General features: G+C 65.7%; 15 protein-coding genes. 10 read left to right on the plus strand and 5 right to left on the minus strand.

Going from position 1 to position 14,748, the window contains the following annotated elements; translation table 11 throughout:
- Positions 1–6: 6 nt before the first annotated feature.
- Positions 7–243 carry a 50S ribosomal protein L28 gene (gene rpmB, locus G7Z99_RS08640; protein WP_085987254.1) on the minus strand — a complete coding sequence of 79 codons (237 nt, stop codon included), beginning with the start codon at positions 241–243 and terminating at the stop codon, positions 7–9.
- A 361-nt stretch (positions 244–604) separates the two neighbouring features.
- Here rpmB and G7Z99_RS08645 point away from each other — a divergent pair, with 361 nt between their 5' ends.
- The gene (locus G7Z99_RS08645) at positions 605–2,194 is read left to right on the plus strand and encodes an ABC transporter substrate-binding protein (RefSeq protein ID WP_181093226.1); all 1,590 of its coding nucleotides are present in this window, start codon (positions 605–607) and stop codon (positions 2,192–2,194) included.
- Here G7Z99_RS08645 and radC read toward each other — a convergent pair.
- Entirely contained in the window at positions 2,178–2,864 is a 687-nt protein-coding gene (radC, locus tag G7Z99_RS08650; protein WP_181093228.1) for a RadC family protein, read from the minus strand. The two genes, G7Z99_RS08645 and radC, sit on opposite strands and share 17 nt — an antisense overlap.
- A 126-nt stretch (positions 2,865–2,990) precedes the next feature.
- Here radC and coaBC point away from each other — a divergent pair, with 126 nt between their 5' ends.
- The 4 genes from coaBC (at position 2,991) to argB (ending at position 7,096) form a co-directional block, all read left to right on the plus strand.
- Positions 2,991–4,202, plus strand: a complete 1,212-nt coding sequence (gene coaBC / locus G7Z99_RS08655) for a bifunctional phosphopantothenoylcysteine decarboxylase/phosphopantothenate--cysteine ligase CoaBC (RefSeq protein WP_181093230.1) — start codon at positions 2,991–2,993, stop codon at positions 4,200–4,202.
- A 5-nt stretch (positions 4,203–4,207) separates the two neighbouring features.
- A complete protein-coding gene (dut, locus tag G7Z99_RS08660; protein ID WP_181093231.1) occupies positions 4,208–4,663 on the plus strand; it encodes a dUTP diphosphatase in 456 nt (151 codons plus the stop codon).
- Between the two features lie 99 nt (positions 4,664–4,762).
- Positions 4,763–6,160, plus strand: a complete 1,398-nt coding sequence (locus G7Z99_RS08665) for a phosphomannomutase/phosphoglucomutase (RefSeq protein WP_181093233.1) — start codon at positions 4,763–4,765, stop codon at positions 6,158–6,160.
- Between the two features lie 30 nt (positions 6,161–6,190).
- A complete protein-coding gene (gene argB / locus G7Z99_RS08670) occupies positions 6,191–7,096 on the plus strand; it encodes an acetylglutamate kinase (protein ID WP_181093235.1) in 906 nt (301 codons plus the stop codon).
- Between the two features lie 204 nt (positions 7,097–7,300).
- On the opposite strand, the gene pyrE is transcribed toward argB, so the two are convergent.
- Positions 7,301–7,942, minus strand: coding sequence for an orotate phosphoribosyltransferase (pyrE, locus tag G7Z99_RS08675; protein WP_181093236.1), 642 nt, complete (start codon positions 7,940–7,942; stop codon positions 7,301–7,303).
- An 80-nt stretch (positions 7,943–8,022) separates the two neighbouring features.
- Between pyrE and G7Z99_RS08680 the strand changes: the two genes are divergently transcribed.
- Complete coding sequence (locus tag G7Z99_RS08680) at positions 8,023–8,802, plus strand: exodeoxyribonuclease III (protein ID WP_181093238.1); 780 nt, start codon at positions 8,023–8,025, stop codon at positions 8,800–8,802.
- A gap of 62 nt (positions 8,803–8,864) precedes the next feature.
- Here the strand turns inward: G7Z99_RS08680 and rph are convergent, their stop codons facing one another.
- Positions 8,865–9,587, minus strand: coding sequence for a ribonuclease PH (rph, locus tag G7Z99_RS08685; protein WP_181093240.1), 723 nt, complete (start codon positions 9,585–9,587; stop codon positions 8,865–8,867).
- 189 nt (positions 9,588–9,776) lie between these two features.
- Here rph and G7Z99_RS08690 point away from each other — a divergent pair, with 189 nt between their 5' ends.
- Both G7Z99_RS08690 and gmk read left to right on the plus strand, forming a co-directional pair.
- Positions 9,777–10,640, plus strand: a complete 864-nt coding sequence (locus tag G7Z99_RS08690; RefSeq protein ID WP_181093242.1) for a YicC/YloC family endoribonuclease — start codon at positions 9,777–9,779, stop codon at positions 10,638–10,640.
- A gap of 12 nt (positions 10,641–10,652) precedes the next feature.
- The gene (gene gmk / locus G7Z99_RS08695; protein ID WP_181093243.1) at positions 10,653–11,273 is read left to right on the plus strand and encodes a guanylate kinase; all 621 of its coding nucleotides are present in this window, start codon (positions 10,653–10,655) and stop codon (positions 11,271–11,273) included.
- Positions 11,274–11,327: 54 nt separating this feature from the next.
- Here the strand turns inward: gmk and G7Z99_RS08700 are convergent, their stop codons facing one another.
- Positions 11,328–12,863, minus strand: a complete 1,536-nt coding sequence (locus tag G7Z99_RS08700; protein WP_181093245.1) for an APC family permease — start codon at positions 12,861–12,863, stop codon at positions 11,328–11,330.
- Between the two features lie 504 nt (positions 12,864–13,367).
- Between G7Z99_RS08700 and G7Z99_RS08705 the strand changes: the two genes are divergently transcribed.
- Complete coding sequence (locus G7Z99_RS08705; RefSeq protein WP_181093247.1) at positions 13,368–14,243, plus strand: LysR family transcriptional regulator; 876 nt, start codon at positions 13,368–13,370, stop codon at positions 14,241–14,243.
- A 190-nt stretch (positions 14,244–14,433) separates the two neighbouring features.
- Positions 14,434–14,697 (plus strand): DNA-directed RNA polymerase subunit omega, encoded by a 264-nt coding sequence (gene rpoZ / locus G7Z99_RS08710; protein WP_016394025.1) that lies wholly within the window; start codon positions 14,434–14,436, stop codon positions 14,695–14,697.
- Positions 14,698–14,748: the final 51 nt, after the last annotated feature.

Consider the following 14,748-nt stretch of genomic DNA (forward strand, 5'->3'; position numbering starts at 1 on the left):
GTCTCCTTAAACCTTTTCGCCGCGAGCGCGCAGCTCGGACAGCACGACTTCGATACCACGCTTGTCGATGATACGCATGCCCTTGGCGGAAACGCGCAGACGAACGAAGCGCTTCTCGGCTTCAACCCAGAAACGGTGATGTTGCAGGTTTGGCAGGAAACGACGACGGGTTTTGTTGTTTGCGTGGGAAATGTTGTTCCCCGTTACCGGACCCTTACCGGTAACTTGACAGACTCTCGACATGCCTCAGCCCTCTAAAACCACATGCCCAACCCGGCATGGGTTGGCCGCTTAATCTCTCAGTCTTTGGCGCCAGGCGCCGTGTTTTCCGAGGTCTTACCGACCGGAATCGCAGAAGCGACAGGCCGAGCCCCTAGAAAAGAGCGCTGCTTTATACCAGAAAGACCGGGTCACGACAACAGGGTCATGCCAAGGCGGCGACGGCTGCGAGCCCGCAAGCATAGCGGCAGGGCGGCAACCGCGCCCACCGTTCGTCGGTCGATTTGTAAAAATGGATGTAGCCTTTTGTCGATGCTCACTCTAGGGTTACATCGTTTCCAGACTGCTTCTGGCAGATGGGCCACTGACCAGTCAAGGAGTCACCATGCGTCGCGCCGTCTTCCCCCTGCTGTTCGCCTCCCTGTTCGCCTCGAGCCTGGTCCAGGCCGCGCCCCTGAGCGTCTGCACCGAGGCCAGCCCGGAAGGCTTCGACGTGGTCCAGTACAACTCGCTGACCACCACCAACGCCTCGGCCGACGTGCTGATGAACCGCCTGGTCGAGTTCGATGCCGGTCAGGGCAAGGTCGTGCCCAGCCTGGCGCAGCGCTGGACGGTCTCGGACGATGGCCTGGTCTACGACTTCACGCTGCGTGAGGGGGTGAAGTTCCACACCACGGCCTACTTCAAGCCTACGCGCACGCTGACGGCCGACGACGTGCTGTTCAGTTTCCAGCGCATGCTCTACCCCGCCCATGCCTGGCACAAGACCGCGCCGGGTGGCTACCCCCATGCGCAGTCCCTGCAGCTGGGCAGCCTGATCAAGGCTATCGATGCGCCGACGCCTACCACCGTGCGCTTCACCCTCTCGCACCCGGACGCCACCTTCCTGGCGACGTTGAGCATGGGCTTTGCCTCGATCTATTCGGCCGAGTACGCCGACCAGCTGCTCAAGGCCGGCACGCCGGAAAAGCTCAACACCCAGCCGGTGGGCACCGGGCCGTTCGTCTTCCAGCGGTTCCAGAAAGATGCCGTGGTGCGCTACCGCGCCAACCCGAACTATTTCGCTGGCAAGCCTGCCGTCGATCCGCTGATCTTCGCCATCACGCCGGACGCCAACGTCCGGCTGCAGAAGCTCAAGCGCAACGAGTGCCAGATCGCCCTGTCCCCCAAACCGCTGGACATCGCCGACGCCAGGCAGCTGCCCGACCTCAAGGTCGCGAGCACCCCGGCGTTCATGACGGCGTTCGTCGCCCTGAACACCCAGCACCCGCCCCTGGACAAGCCCGAGGTCCGTCAGGCCATCAACCTGGCGTTCGACCGCGAGAGCTACCTGAAGGCGGTGTTCGAGGGCACCGCCATCGCGGCGACTGGCCCCTACCCGCCCAACACCTGGAGCTATGCCGAGCACCTGCCGGGGTACCCGACCGACGTGGACAAGGCCAAGCGGCTGCTGGCCAAGGCAGGCCTGCCGGACGGCTTCACCACGACGATCTGGACGCGGCCCTCGGGCAGCCTGCTCAACCCCAATCCCAACCTGGGGGCGCAGATGCTGCAGGCCGACCTGGCCAAGGTCGGCATCAAGGCCGAGATCCGCGTGATCGAATGGGGCGAGCTGATCCGCCGGGCCAAGCAGGGCGAGCATGACCTGCTGTTCATGGGCTGGGCCGGTGACAACGGGGACCCGGACAACTTCCTCACGCCGCAGTTTTCCTGCGCGGCGGTCACCTCCGGGACCAACTTCGCACGCTACTGCGACAGCCGCCTGGACCAGCTGATCAACGCAGGCCGGACCACCAACGACCAGAGCGTGCGCAGCCGCCTGTACCAGCAGGCCCAGACACTGATTCAACAGCAGGCGCTCTGGCTGCCCCTGGCGCACCCGACCGCCGCGAGCCTGACGCGTCAGGGCGTGGCCGGGTACGCCGTCAGCCCGTTCGGCCGACTCGACCTGTCCAAGGTTACGGTGACCCCATGAGCCAGCCCTGCTCGATCATCGACAGCGGGTCGCCCTCGCCCACGATGACGTGATCGAGGATCCGCACGTCGATCAGCTTGAGGGCGTCGCGCAGCACATGGGTGAGCTGGACGTCCTCGCGGCTGGGTTCAGGGTTGCCGGAGGGGTGGTTGTGGCACAGGATCAGCGCTGCGCAGTTGTGCATCAACGAACGCCTGACCACCTCGCGTGGGTACACGTTGGCGCGGTCGATCGACCCGCGGAACAGCACCTCGAACGCCAGCGGCCGGTGTCGCGTGTCCAGGAACAGACAGGCGAAGACTTCGCTGGCTTCGTGGCGAAGCCTGGACTTGAGGTAACGTCGGACCGCCTGCGGCCCTTCCAGGGCCGACTCGCGCTCGATGGATTGGGCCAGGTGGCGCCGCCCGATCTCCAGCATCGCCTGCAATTGCGAATACCTGACAGGCCCCAGCCCGGCTTCCCCGAGAAACGCCTCCCGATCGGCCTCGAGCAACTGGCGCAGGCTGCCGAAGCGGTGCAGCAGCCGTCGCGCCAGGTCGACCACGTTGCACCCCTTCACACCCGAACCCAGGAACACCGCCAGCAGCTCGGCGTCCGACAACTGCTGCGCGCCATGCTGCATCAACCTTTCCCGAGGCCGCTCGCGCACGGGCCATTCCCTGATATTCATACCACTCCTTGTCTGTCACTACGGCGCCTCCAGGCGCTGTGTTAATCTAGTCCGCTCGTTCATGTGACGATCTGCCGCAGGCAACCATCGTCGTCGCACGCTTTTACTGGAACAAAAGGCAGGCCTATGCAGCGGCTGTATCGCAAGCGCATCGTTCTCGGCGTAGGGGGCGGCATCGCCGCCTACAAAAGTGCCGAGCTGATTCGCCGACTTCTGGAACACGGTGCGCAGGTGCGTGTCGTCATGACCCGCGGCGGTGCCGAGTTCATCACCCCCCTGACCTTGCAGGCGCTGTCCGGCCACCCGGTGCACCTGGACCTGCTCGACCCTGCCGCCGAGGCGGCCATGGGCCACATCGAGCTGGCCAAGTGGGCCGACCTGGTCCTGATCGCCCCGGCCACGGCCGACCTGCTGGCACGCCTGGCCCAAGGCATGGCCGACGACCTGCTGACGACCCTGGTGCTGGCCACCGATGCCACCGTCGCCGTGGCGCCTGCGATGAACCAGGCGATGTGGCGTGACCCGGCGACCCAGGCCAACCTCGACCTGCTGCAACGCCGTGGCCTGCAGGTGTTCGGGCCGGCGTCCGGCAGCCAGGCCTGTGGCGACGTCGGGCTGGGCCGCATGCTCGAGCCGACCGAGCTGGCCTGGCTGGCCGCCGAAAGCTTCCAGCGCCAGGCGCTGACCGGGCGGCACGTGTTGATCACCGCCGGCCCGACGCAGGAAAACATCGACCCGGTGCGCTACATCACCAATCATAGCTCGGGGAAAATGGGCTTCGCACTGGCCGAGGCGGCCGCCGAAGCGGGTGCTCGGGTGACCCTCGTCACCGGCCCGGTGCACTTGCCGACCCCCGATCGCGTCACCCGAATCGACGTGGTGAGCGCGCGGGACATGCTCGCGGCCTGCGAGGCGGCCATGCCCTGCGACCTGTTGATCGCTTCGGCAGCGGTCGCAGACTACCGGCCCGAAGTCGTCGCCGCGCAAAAACTCAAGAAAGATCCTACGACCGGCGATGGTCTGTTGCTGCAGATGGTGCGCAATCCCGATATCCTCGCCACCCTCGCGGGTCGTCCGGATCGGCCATTCAGCGTAGGCTTCGCGGCCGAGACCGAGCACCTGCTCGACTATGCGACCCGCAAGCTCAAGGACAAGAACCTCGACCTGATCGTCGCCAATGACGTGGCCAACCCCAGCATCGGCTTCAACAGCGAGGAAAACGCCCTGACCGTCATCGACCGTCAGCAGCACCAGACCCTTTTCGCGCAGACCAGCAAGGGCAAGATCGCTCGCCAGCTGGTCGCCTTCATCGCCGAACGGCTCAACCAGGTTCAATAGGTTACATGCACGCTCTTCAAGCCAAGATCCTCGACCCGCGCCTGGGTCGCGACTTCCCTCTTCCGCACTACGCCACGCCAGGTTCGGCCGGGCTGGACCTGCGCGCGCTGCTGGCGCAGGACACCGTCCTGGAGCCGGGGCAGACCCTGCTGATCCCCACCGGCCTGTCGGTCTACATCGGCGACCCCGGCCTTGCCGCGCTGATCCTGCCGCGCTCGGGGCTGGGCCACAAGCACGGTATCGTGCTCGGCAACCTGGTCGGCCTGATCGACTCCGATTACCAGGGCGAGCTGATGGTGTCCTGCTGGAACCGGGGCCAGACGCCCTTCACGCTCACCGTCGGCGAGCGTATCGCGCAACTGGTGCTGGTGCCGGTGGTGCAGGCGCAATTCGAGCTGGTCGACAGCTTCGATGAAACGCAACGTGGCACGGGCGGCTTCGGCCACTCCGGCACCCGCTGACCCGATGACGGTTCGCACGGACGGCGAACGCAACGCGCGCTGCGTCGTCCAACGCCTGCCATGCCCCTGGGCCACCGCCCTTGCCGACTGGAAACGCCCATGACCGACCGCGCCCCCCGACCGCCCGAGCTGCCTGCCAGCATCTTTCGCGCCTATGACATCCGCGGGGTGGTCGGCAGCACGCTGACTGCCGACGTCGCGTACTGGGTCGGCCGCGCCATCGGCGCGCAAAGCCTGGCCGAGGGCGAGGCGAAGGTGTCGGTCGGGCGCGATGGACGCCTGTCCGGGCCGCTGCTGATCGCGCCGTTGATTCAGGGCCTGGTCGAAGCAGGCTGCCAGGTCAGCGACCTGGGCATGGTCCCGACGCCGACGCTGTACTACGCCGCCCATGTGCTGGAAGGCACCTCCGCCGTCATGCTCACCGGCAGCCACAACCCGCCCGACTACAACGGCTTCAAGATCGTCATCGCGGGCGACACCCTGGCCGACGCACAGATCCAGGCGTTGCTACAGCGTGTGCGGGACAACGACCTCAGCCATGGCCAGGGCCATGTCGAGAAGGTCGAGCTGCTGGCGCGCTACAGCGCGCGGATTCTCGCTGACGTCACGCTGGCCAGGCCCTTGAAGATCGTCATGGACTGCGGCAATGGCGTGGCCGGGGTGATCGCGCCTGCGCTGTTCGAACGCCTTGGCTGCGAGGTCGTGCCGCTGTTCTGCGAGGTCGATGGCCATTTCCCGAACCATCACCCCGATCCGGGCAAGCCCGAAAACCTGCAGGACCTGATCGCGGCCGTGCGCGACACCGGCGCGGACCTGGGGATCGCCTTCGACGGCGACGCCGACCGGGTCGGTGTGGTGACCCCCCAGGGGCAGATCGTCTACCCCGACCGGTTGTTGATGCTGTTCGCCCAGGATGTGCTGCAACGCAACCCGGGCGCCGAGATCCTCTTCGACGTCAAGTGCACGCGCCGGCTGATCGCACTGATCGAAGGGCTGGGCGGACGTGCCACGATGTGGAAGACCGGCCATTCGCTGATGAAGAAGAAGCTCAAACAGACCGGCGCGCTGCTGGCCGGCGAAATGAGCGGGCACCTGTTCATCCAGGAGCGCTGGTACGGCTTCGACGACGGTCTCTACAGCGCCGCACGCCTGCTGGAGATCCTGTCGCATGGCGATGCCGATGCCGACACGCTGTTCGCGGCGTTTCCCAGTGACATTTCCACGCCGGAAATCAACATTGATGTGACCGACGCCAGTAAATTCAGCATCATTGATGCGCTGCGCCGCGACGCCGACTGGGGTGAGGCCACGCTGACCACCCTCGACGGTATCCGTGTCGACTACGCCCACGGCTGGGGCCTGGTGCGTGCGTCCAACACCACGCCGGTACTGGTGCTGCGCTTCGAGGCCGATGACGAAGCCGAGCTGCGCCGTATCCAGGCTATTTTCCGCACGCAGCTGCTGCGGGTCGCCGACGACCTGCGCCTGCCATTCTGACCGATCAACCGTTCCTTGCTGGAGTCCTACATGACCCTCGACCGCGATGCCGCCTCCCATGTCGCCCAGGTACTGTCCGAAGCGCTGCCCTACATTCGTCGCTTCGTCGGCAAGACGCTGGTGATCAAGTACGGCGGCAACGCGATGGAGAGCGAAGAGCTCAAGACCGGTTTCGCCCGCGACATCGTGCTGATGAAGGCCGTCGGCATCAACCCGGTGGTGGTTCACGGTGGCGGACCGCAGATCGGCGACCTGCTCAAGCGCCTGTCCATCGAGAGCCACTTCATCGACGGCATGCGCGTGACCGACGCGCAGACCATGGACGTGGTCGAGATGGTGCTGGGTGGCCAGGTCAACAAGTCGATCGTCAACCTTATCAACCGCCACGGTGGCAGCGCCATCGGCCTGACCGGCAAGGATGCCGAGCTGATCCGCGCGAAGAAGCTGACCGTCACCCGTCAGACCGAGGGCATGAGCGCCCCTGAAGTCATCGACATCGGTCAGGTCGGCGAAGTGGCCGGCGTCAACACCGACCTGCTGAACATGCTGGTCAAGGGCGACTTCATTCCGGTGATCGCCCCCATCGGCGTCGGTGCCGACGGCCAGTCCTACAACATCAACGCCGACCTGGTCGCCGGCAAGGTCGCCGAGGCGCTCAAGGCCGAGAAGCTGATGCTGCTGACCAACATCGCCGGCCTGATGGACAAGCAGGGCCAGGTCCTGACCGGCCTGACCACCACGCAGGTCGACGAGCTGATCGCCGATGGCACCATCTACGGGGGCATGCTGCCGAAGATCAAGTGCGCGCTGGAGGCGGTCCAGGGCGGCGTGAACAGCGCGCACATCGTCGATGGCCGCGTACCGAACGCAGTGCTTCTGGAAATCTTCACCGACACCGGTGTAGGCACGCTGATCACCAATCACGCGTCGCGCTGACAGCCCCCTCGCGAAAGCGGGTTCGCCCGCGATGCAGGCGGTGATGATCCGGACGCTATCGCGGGCAAGCCCGCTCCCACAGGTCCGTGACAGCCCCTACGACACCGGTCGACGCAGGGTGTAGCAGTGGGTTGTGTACCGCTGGCGAGCGTACCCAAAAAAGGCGACCTGCATGAGGTCGCCTTTTTCGTTACCCGCCCAGGATCAGATCCCGTACTGCGCCCGGTACGCTTCGACGGCGGGCAGGTGCTGCTTGAGTTGCGGGTCGTCGGCCAGGAACTCCAGTACCTGGGTCAGCGAGACGATGCTGACCACCGGGATACCGAAATCGCGCTCCACTTCCTGGATGGCCGACAGCTCGCCATTGCCACGCTCTTCACGGTTGAGTGCGATCAGCACGCCAGCGGCGCGTGCCTGCTGGGCCTGGATGATCTGCATGACTTCGCGGATCGCCGTACCGGCGGTGATCACGTCATCGATGATCAGCACGTCACCCGCCAACGGGGCGCCGACCAGGCTTCCGCCTTCGCCATGGTCCTTGGCTTCCTTGCGGTTGAAGCACCAGGGCACGTCGTGCTGATGACGGTCAGCCAGTGCCACGGCCGTGGTCGCCGCCAGCGGGATGCCCTTGTACGCCGGGCCGAACAGCACGTCGAACGGAATCTTGCTGTCGATGATCGCGGCGGCGTAGCAACGCCCCAGTTCGGCCAGGGCCGAGCCGCTGTTGAACAGGCCGGCGTTGAAGAAATAGGGACTGGTACGCCCCGATTTCAAGGTGAATTCACCGAAGCGCAGCACGCCCCGATCGATGGCAAAACGGATGAAGTCGCGCTGATACGGCTGCATGAAAAGTCCCGGACACCACGGATTTAGCTAAATGAGTTGAGCTCGGGTATCATACACGCACGAGATTTTTGGGGCCATTTATGCGGATCATCAGTGTGAACGTGAACGGCATTCAGGCTGCGGCCGAGCGCGGATTGCTCAGCTGGCTGCAAGCCCAGAATGCCGACGTCATCTGCCTTCAGGATACCCGCGCCTCGGCCTTTGAACTCGACGACCCAGCTTATCAGCTCGATGGCTACTTCCTGTACGCCTGCGACGCGGAAGTGCCCGCCCAAGGCGGCGTGGCGCTGTACTCGCGCATGCAGCCCAAGGCAGTCATCACGGGCCTGGGCTTCGAGACGGCCGACCGTTACGGGCGCTACCTGCAGGCCGACTTCGACAAGGTCAGCATCGCCAGCCTGCTGCTGCCTTCGGGCATGAACGGCGATGAAGACCTGAATCAGAAATTCAAGTTGATGGACGACTTCGCCAAGTACCTGGACAAGCAGCGCCGCAAGCGTCGCGAGTACATCTACTGTGGCTCGTTCTACGTCGCGCAGCAGAAGCTCGACATCAAGAACTGGCGCGACAGCCAGCAGTCGCCTGGCTTCCTGCCGCCCGAGCGCGCCTGGATGGAAGCGATCGTCGGTGACATGGGCTATGTGGATGCGCTGCGCGAAGTCAGCCGCGAAGGCGACCAGTACAGCTGGTGGCCAGACAACGAGCAGGCTGAAATGCTCAACCTGGGCTATCGCTTCGACTACCAGATCCTGACGCCAGGCCTGCGCCGCTTCGTGCGCAATGCGCGCCTGCCGCGCCAGCCGCGCTTCTCCCAGCATGCGCCGCTGATCGTCGACTACGACTGGACGCTGACCATCTGACCGAGGCGAACGCCTCGCTCGAGCGCAGCCTCACCTGCAGGTGAGGTCGCGCCCGGGCTGCATCAATCGGCCAAGGCCGCCTTCTGCTGCTCGAACAGTTCACCCATGCCCTGCTGCGCCAGTGCCAACATGGCATTGAGCTCTTCAGGCTGGAACGGTGCGCCTTCGGCAGTCCCCTGGACCTCGATGAACCCACCGGCGCTGGTCATGACCACGTTCAGGTCGGTCTCGGCCGCGGAATCCTCCAGGTAGTCCAGGTCGAGCACGGCTTCGCCCTTGTACATGCCCACCGACACGGCGGCGATCATGTGCTTGAGCGGGTCGCCGCCCTTGAGCCCGCCACGCTTCTTGATCACACGCAAGGCATCGACCAGGGCCACCATCGCGCCGGTGATGGACGCGGTACGGGTACCACCGTCGGCCTGGATGACGTCGCAGTCGACGTACAGCGTGACATCGCCCAGCTTGCTCATGTCCAGCGCGGCGCGCAGCGAGCGGCCGATCAGGCGCTGGATTTCCAGGGTGCGGCCGCCTTGCTTGCCACGGCTGGCCTCGCGCTGGTTACGCTCGCCGGTAGAACGCGGCAGCATGCCGTACTCGGCGGTCAACCAGCCCTGGCCCTGGCCCTTGAGGAAGCGTGGAACACCATTTTCGACGCTGACCGTGCAGACGACTTTGGTGTCGCCGAACTCGACCAGTACCGACCCCTCGGCGTGCTTGGTGTAGTTGCGGGTGATGCGGATCGGGCGGAGCTGATCGGCGGCGCGACCACTAGGACGTTTCATGCGGGATACCTGTACCGGGATTTAGATCTGCCGGACAGTATAAAGACGCCTGCCGTGCGAGGACACGCCTATCGTCGCCACGGGCAGGACAAGACGTCCGCCGCATTGGGCGCCCAGGCCGCACTAGGCTACAATCACGCGCTTTGCCGCCGCCAAGGCGCATCCATTCCGATACGCGAGGTACACCCCATGGTGCACAGCATGACCGCCTTTGCCCGCGCCGAACACGCGGGCGACCAGGGGACCCTGGTGTGGGAGCTGCGCTCGGTCAACCATCGCTACCTCGAGCCGCACCTGCGCCTGCCCGAAGCCCTGCGCGACCTCGAAGGCGCAGTGCGCGAAGCCCTGCGCCAGGGCGTTTCGCGGGGCAAGATCGAATGCACCCTGCGTTTCAACGAAGACAGCGCCGGCAGGCCCCTGCAGGTCGACCGTGCGCGCGCCGCGCAACTGGTGGCCGCCGCCGAGACCGTGGCCAGCCTGATCCAGCAGCCTGCCCCGCTCAATCCGTTGGAAGTGCTGGCCTGGCCGGGTGTCCTGGTCGCCGATGCCAGCGACCCACAGGCGCTCAACGCCCAGGCCATGACGCTGTTCGAGCAGGCGTTGGGAGAGCTCAAGGCCGGCCGCGCCCGCGAAGGCGCCGAACTGGCACGGCTGATCAACGAGCGGCTCGATGCCATGCGCGAGGAAGTCGCCACCCTGCGGGCGCTGGTGCCGCAGATGCTGGCCGTGCAGCGGCAGAAGCTGCTGGACCGCTTCGCCGACCTGCGCGCCGAGCTGGACCCCCAGCGCCTGGAACAGGAAATGGTCATGCTGGCCCAGAAGAGCGACGTGGCCGAGGAACTCGACCGCCTGGGCACGCACGTGACCGAGGTCCGCCGCGTGCTCGCCTCCGGCGGTGCCACGGGCCGGCGCCTGGACTTTCTGATGCAGGAGCTCAACCGCGAAGCCAACACGCTCGGCTCCAAGGCGTTCGACCCCCGCAGTACGCAGGCGGCGGTCAACCTCAAGGTGCTGATCGAACAAATGCGCGAACAAGTACAGAACATCGAGTAGGTCATTCCCACCATGAACCCCACCCGCGGCACCCTCTACATCGTCTCGGCCCCGTCCGGCGCCGGCAAGACCAGCCTGGTCAAGGCCCTGACCGATGCCGACCCGGCCATCAAGGTCTCGGTTTCGCACACCACTCGGAGCATGCGTCCGGGCGAGCAGCACGGCGTGAACTATCACTTCGTGCCGCACACCGAGTTTCACGCGCTGATCGAGCAAGGCGACTTCCTCGAGCATGCCGAGGTGTTCGGCAACTTCTACGGCACCTCGCGCACAGCCTTGCAGCAGACCCTGGACCAGGGCTACGACCTGATCCTGGAGATCGACTGGCAAGGGGCTCAGCAAGTCCGCGCCCTGATGCCGGACGCGCGGTCGGTGTTCATTCTGCCGCCCGACCAGCAGGCCCTGCGTCAGCGCCTGAACAACCGCGGCCAGGACAGCGATGCGATCATCGAAGGGCGCATGCGCGAAGCCGTCAGCGAGATGCAGCATTACGCCGAGTACGACTACCTCATCATCAACGATGACTTCGCCATCGCACTGGAAGACCTCAAGGCCGTGTTCCGGGCCAACCGCCTGCACCTGGCGGCCCAGCAGCAGCGCCACCAGGCCCTGCTCGCCCAGTTGCTGGCCTGAGCCACCGGCTCGCTCGGGGGCTGCGCAACGCAGCCGCCCAGTCGAGGCCGACTCTCAGTCTTGCAGTTGCAGGGCCGCCTGCCGGCTCAGCGTGGTGCCGAGGAAGTAGGCCGGTGCCCGCAGCCGTGCCAGCATCATCAGCGCGATGCCCAGCAGCGAAATGATCAGCGCGATCACGAAGACCAGCCCCAGCCCACCGACGTGCGAGCCGCTGCCGAATTCCGGCGAGGCGCTGTCGATCGCCGTGCGCACGAAGATCACCGACAGGATCGAACCGCCCAGCAGCGGGCACAGGCCGCGCAGCAGCAGGTTGCGCAGGCTGGAGAACAGGCTGTGGCGGAAGTACCAGACGCAGGCAAAGGCGGTCAGCGAGTAGTAGAAGCAGATCATCATGCCCAGGGCCGTGATGGTGTCGGCCAGGACGTTTTCGCTGAGCGTGCGCATGGTCACGTAGAACACCCCGGCGGCAATGCCCGCGCAGATGGTCGCGTAGCGTGGCGTCTGCGAACGCGGACAGACGCGGGCGAACCGCCGTGGCACGGCCCCGTAGTACCCCATGGCCAGCAACGTGCGGGCCGGTGAGACGAAGGTCGACTGCAACGACGCAGCCGTGCTGGCGAGCACCGCGATGGACATCAGGATCGCCAGCGGGCCCATGACCGGACCGGCCAGGTGGGCGAAGACGTTTTCCTGGATACGCGGGTTGCCCAGCCCGAGGCCGGCTTCGCCAATCCCCGCGAACTGCAGCGTGGCGATTCCGGTGAGTAGGTACAGGCCCAGGATCAGCAGGACCGTCCAGGTCGCCGCCTTGCCAGGCACTTCCTCGCTGCCGACCGATTCCTCACTGACGGTCAGGCAGACGTCCCACCCCCAGAAGATGAAGATCGACAGCGACAGGCCGGCGGCGAAGGCCGAGAACGAGCCGACCGCGAACGGGTTGAACCAGTCGACATCGAACGCCAGGGGTGCCGGCGCGGTGGTCTCGCCGAACGCGGCGAACGCGAACCCGATCAGCACCAGCAACTGCAGTGCCACCAGGCCGTACTGCACGCTCATGGTGGTGCCCATGCCGCGGCAGCAGATCCACACGGCCAGGGCGATGAACACGCAACAGGTGGTGACGTTGACCAACAGGTTGTCGCTCAGGGCGACCACGGCCTCGCTGCCGGTGATCTGCCCCAGGAAGAGGTAGAAGAAGTCCACCGCGACGCCCGCCAGGTTGGACAGCACGATGGTGGTGGCGGTTACCAGCCCCCAGCCGCCGATCCAGCCGATCATCGGGCCGAAGGCACGTGCCGACCAGGTGAAGGAGGTACCGCTGTCCGGCTCGGCGGCATTGAGTTCACGGTAGCCCAGGGCGACCAGCAGCATGGGCAGGAAGCCGACGATGAACACCGCCGGCAAATGGGCACCGACCTCGCGCACGGTCGGGCCGAGGGCGCCGGTCAGGGTGTAGACCGGTGCAATGGTCGAGATACCCAGCACGATGCTCGCCAGCAGGCCCAGCCGGCCCTTGGCCAGCCCTTTCCCCGAGGTGGTGGAGAGGGTGGGCGCATCGGGGGGCTGACGGGTTTCGCTGTGTTCACTCATGGATGTCTGCCGTCGCTTGTTGGAGTTGTTGTAGGGGGCGTGCATGAAGCCAGCGCTTCATGCCGTGCACATGTCGGCACAGGCGGTCGGCCCGGCGTCACAGGAGCGGGGAACGCGGGTCGGGCGACGCGCGCCGGACACTGGAAGAGATGGCCGCAGGGCTGAAAGAAGCGTCATGGTGAAGGGCCCGTCGAATCGAAACGGCCATTGTAGAGCGGTGACGCGTGTTGTGAAGGCGAACCGGCGCGCGGCAAGCGCGTGCAGGGCATAACAGGGAGGTGGCGCAGGTGAAGACCGACATGGCGTTACATCCTCTGCTGACCAGACGACGACCCTGAACGGACCGTGCCGGGGCGGAAAGCGGGCGACTTATTGTTTTGAACCTCACGTCGGGCAGGCCGGTGAAGCGAGGTGTGGGCCCCGTTTGCCAAGCGGGTGTCGATTCACTATAAAATGGCCCTCATGCAACAGACATTGGCGTTTTGGCAATCAGAGCGTGCACCTATGCAATATCAGATTTCCCATGCCGACCTCACGCTGGTGCTCGCCCTGGAGCGCGGTCGCTCCCTGGCCAAGGCCGCCGAGCTGCTCAAGGTCGACGTGTCCACCGTGTTTCGCTCCATCCGCCGGCTGGAGTCGGCGCTGGGCACGGCGCTGTTCGTCAAGAGTCGCAAGGGCTACCTGCCCACCGACACCGCCCAGGCGCTGGCCGAACAGGCCGAGCGTGCCGAGCAGGCCCTCGACGCCGCCCGCATCGCGTTGACCAGCGGCGAGCAGGTCGTCAGCGGGACGGTACGACTGACCTGCACCGAGGCCGTGCTGCACAGCCTCCTGCTGCCGGCCCTGGCCGACTTCATGCCGGGCTATCCGGCCCTCTCGCTGGAGCTGAGCACCTCCAACACCTTCGCCAACCTCAGCCGACGCGATGCCGACATCGCCCTGCGCCTGACCAACACACCGCCCGAACACCTGGTCGGTCGGTGCCTGGGCTCGACCTCCTACGTCATCTGCGGGCAGCCCGAATGGCGCGAGCGTCTTGCCGAGGCGCCCACCGCCGTGCCCTGGATCGCACTCGACGATTCGATGCAGGATCACCCGACCGCCCTCTGGCGCAATCGACACTACCCGGACCTGATGCCCCGCTACCAGTGCAGCGGCATGTCGACCCTGGCACAGCTGGCCAGCAAGGGCCTGGGCGTCACGGCGCTCGCCGACTACATGGTGCGTGACCTGCCGGGCGTCGAAGCGTTGAGCGATCCCTTGCCCGGCTGCGATACGCAGCTGTGGCTGCTGACCCGCCCCGACTGCCGTGCGCTGCGTTCGGTGCAGGCCCTGTTCGAGGAGCTGACCCCCCGACTGCGGGGCGCCTTGTTGCGCTGAAGCCCGCGCGCGGGCTGTGCAACCGACGTCGTACGCGGTATTGTCCGACCTGGCACGCACGTCTCGGGCTGCCCGCCTGGCGGCAGGCCGCAAAACAGGCCTTCCCTATTGGCTGGTGATTTTTTAAACTACCGAGTCCGCTCGCCCATTCTGGGCTGCCTGCCTATCGCATCTGCTACTGAGGAAGACCATGGCCCGCGTAACTGTTGAAGACTGCCTGGAACACGTGGATAACCGTTTCGAGCTGGTCATGCTGTCGACCAAGCGTGCCCGCCAGCTGGCCACCGGCGGCAAAGAGCCACGCGTGGCATGGGAAAACGACAAGCCTACCGTCGTCGCCCTGCGCGAAATCGCCGAAGGCATCGTCACCCCCGAGTTCATCGCGGCTGAAGAAATCGTCACCGAAGATCCCGTCTTCGCGGCATTCGAGGACGAGTCCAACGAGGCCGTCTGAATCATGCCCGGTCGACATCGCGCGGCGCCAGGTCACCTTGTCCGGCAGGAG

It is taken from the genome of Pseudomonas entomophila (assembly GCF_013523165.1).
Classification (GTDB): Bacteria; Pseudomonadota; Gammaproteobacteria; order Pseudomonadales; family Pseudomonadaceae; genus Aquipseudomonas; species Aquipseudomonas entomophila_A.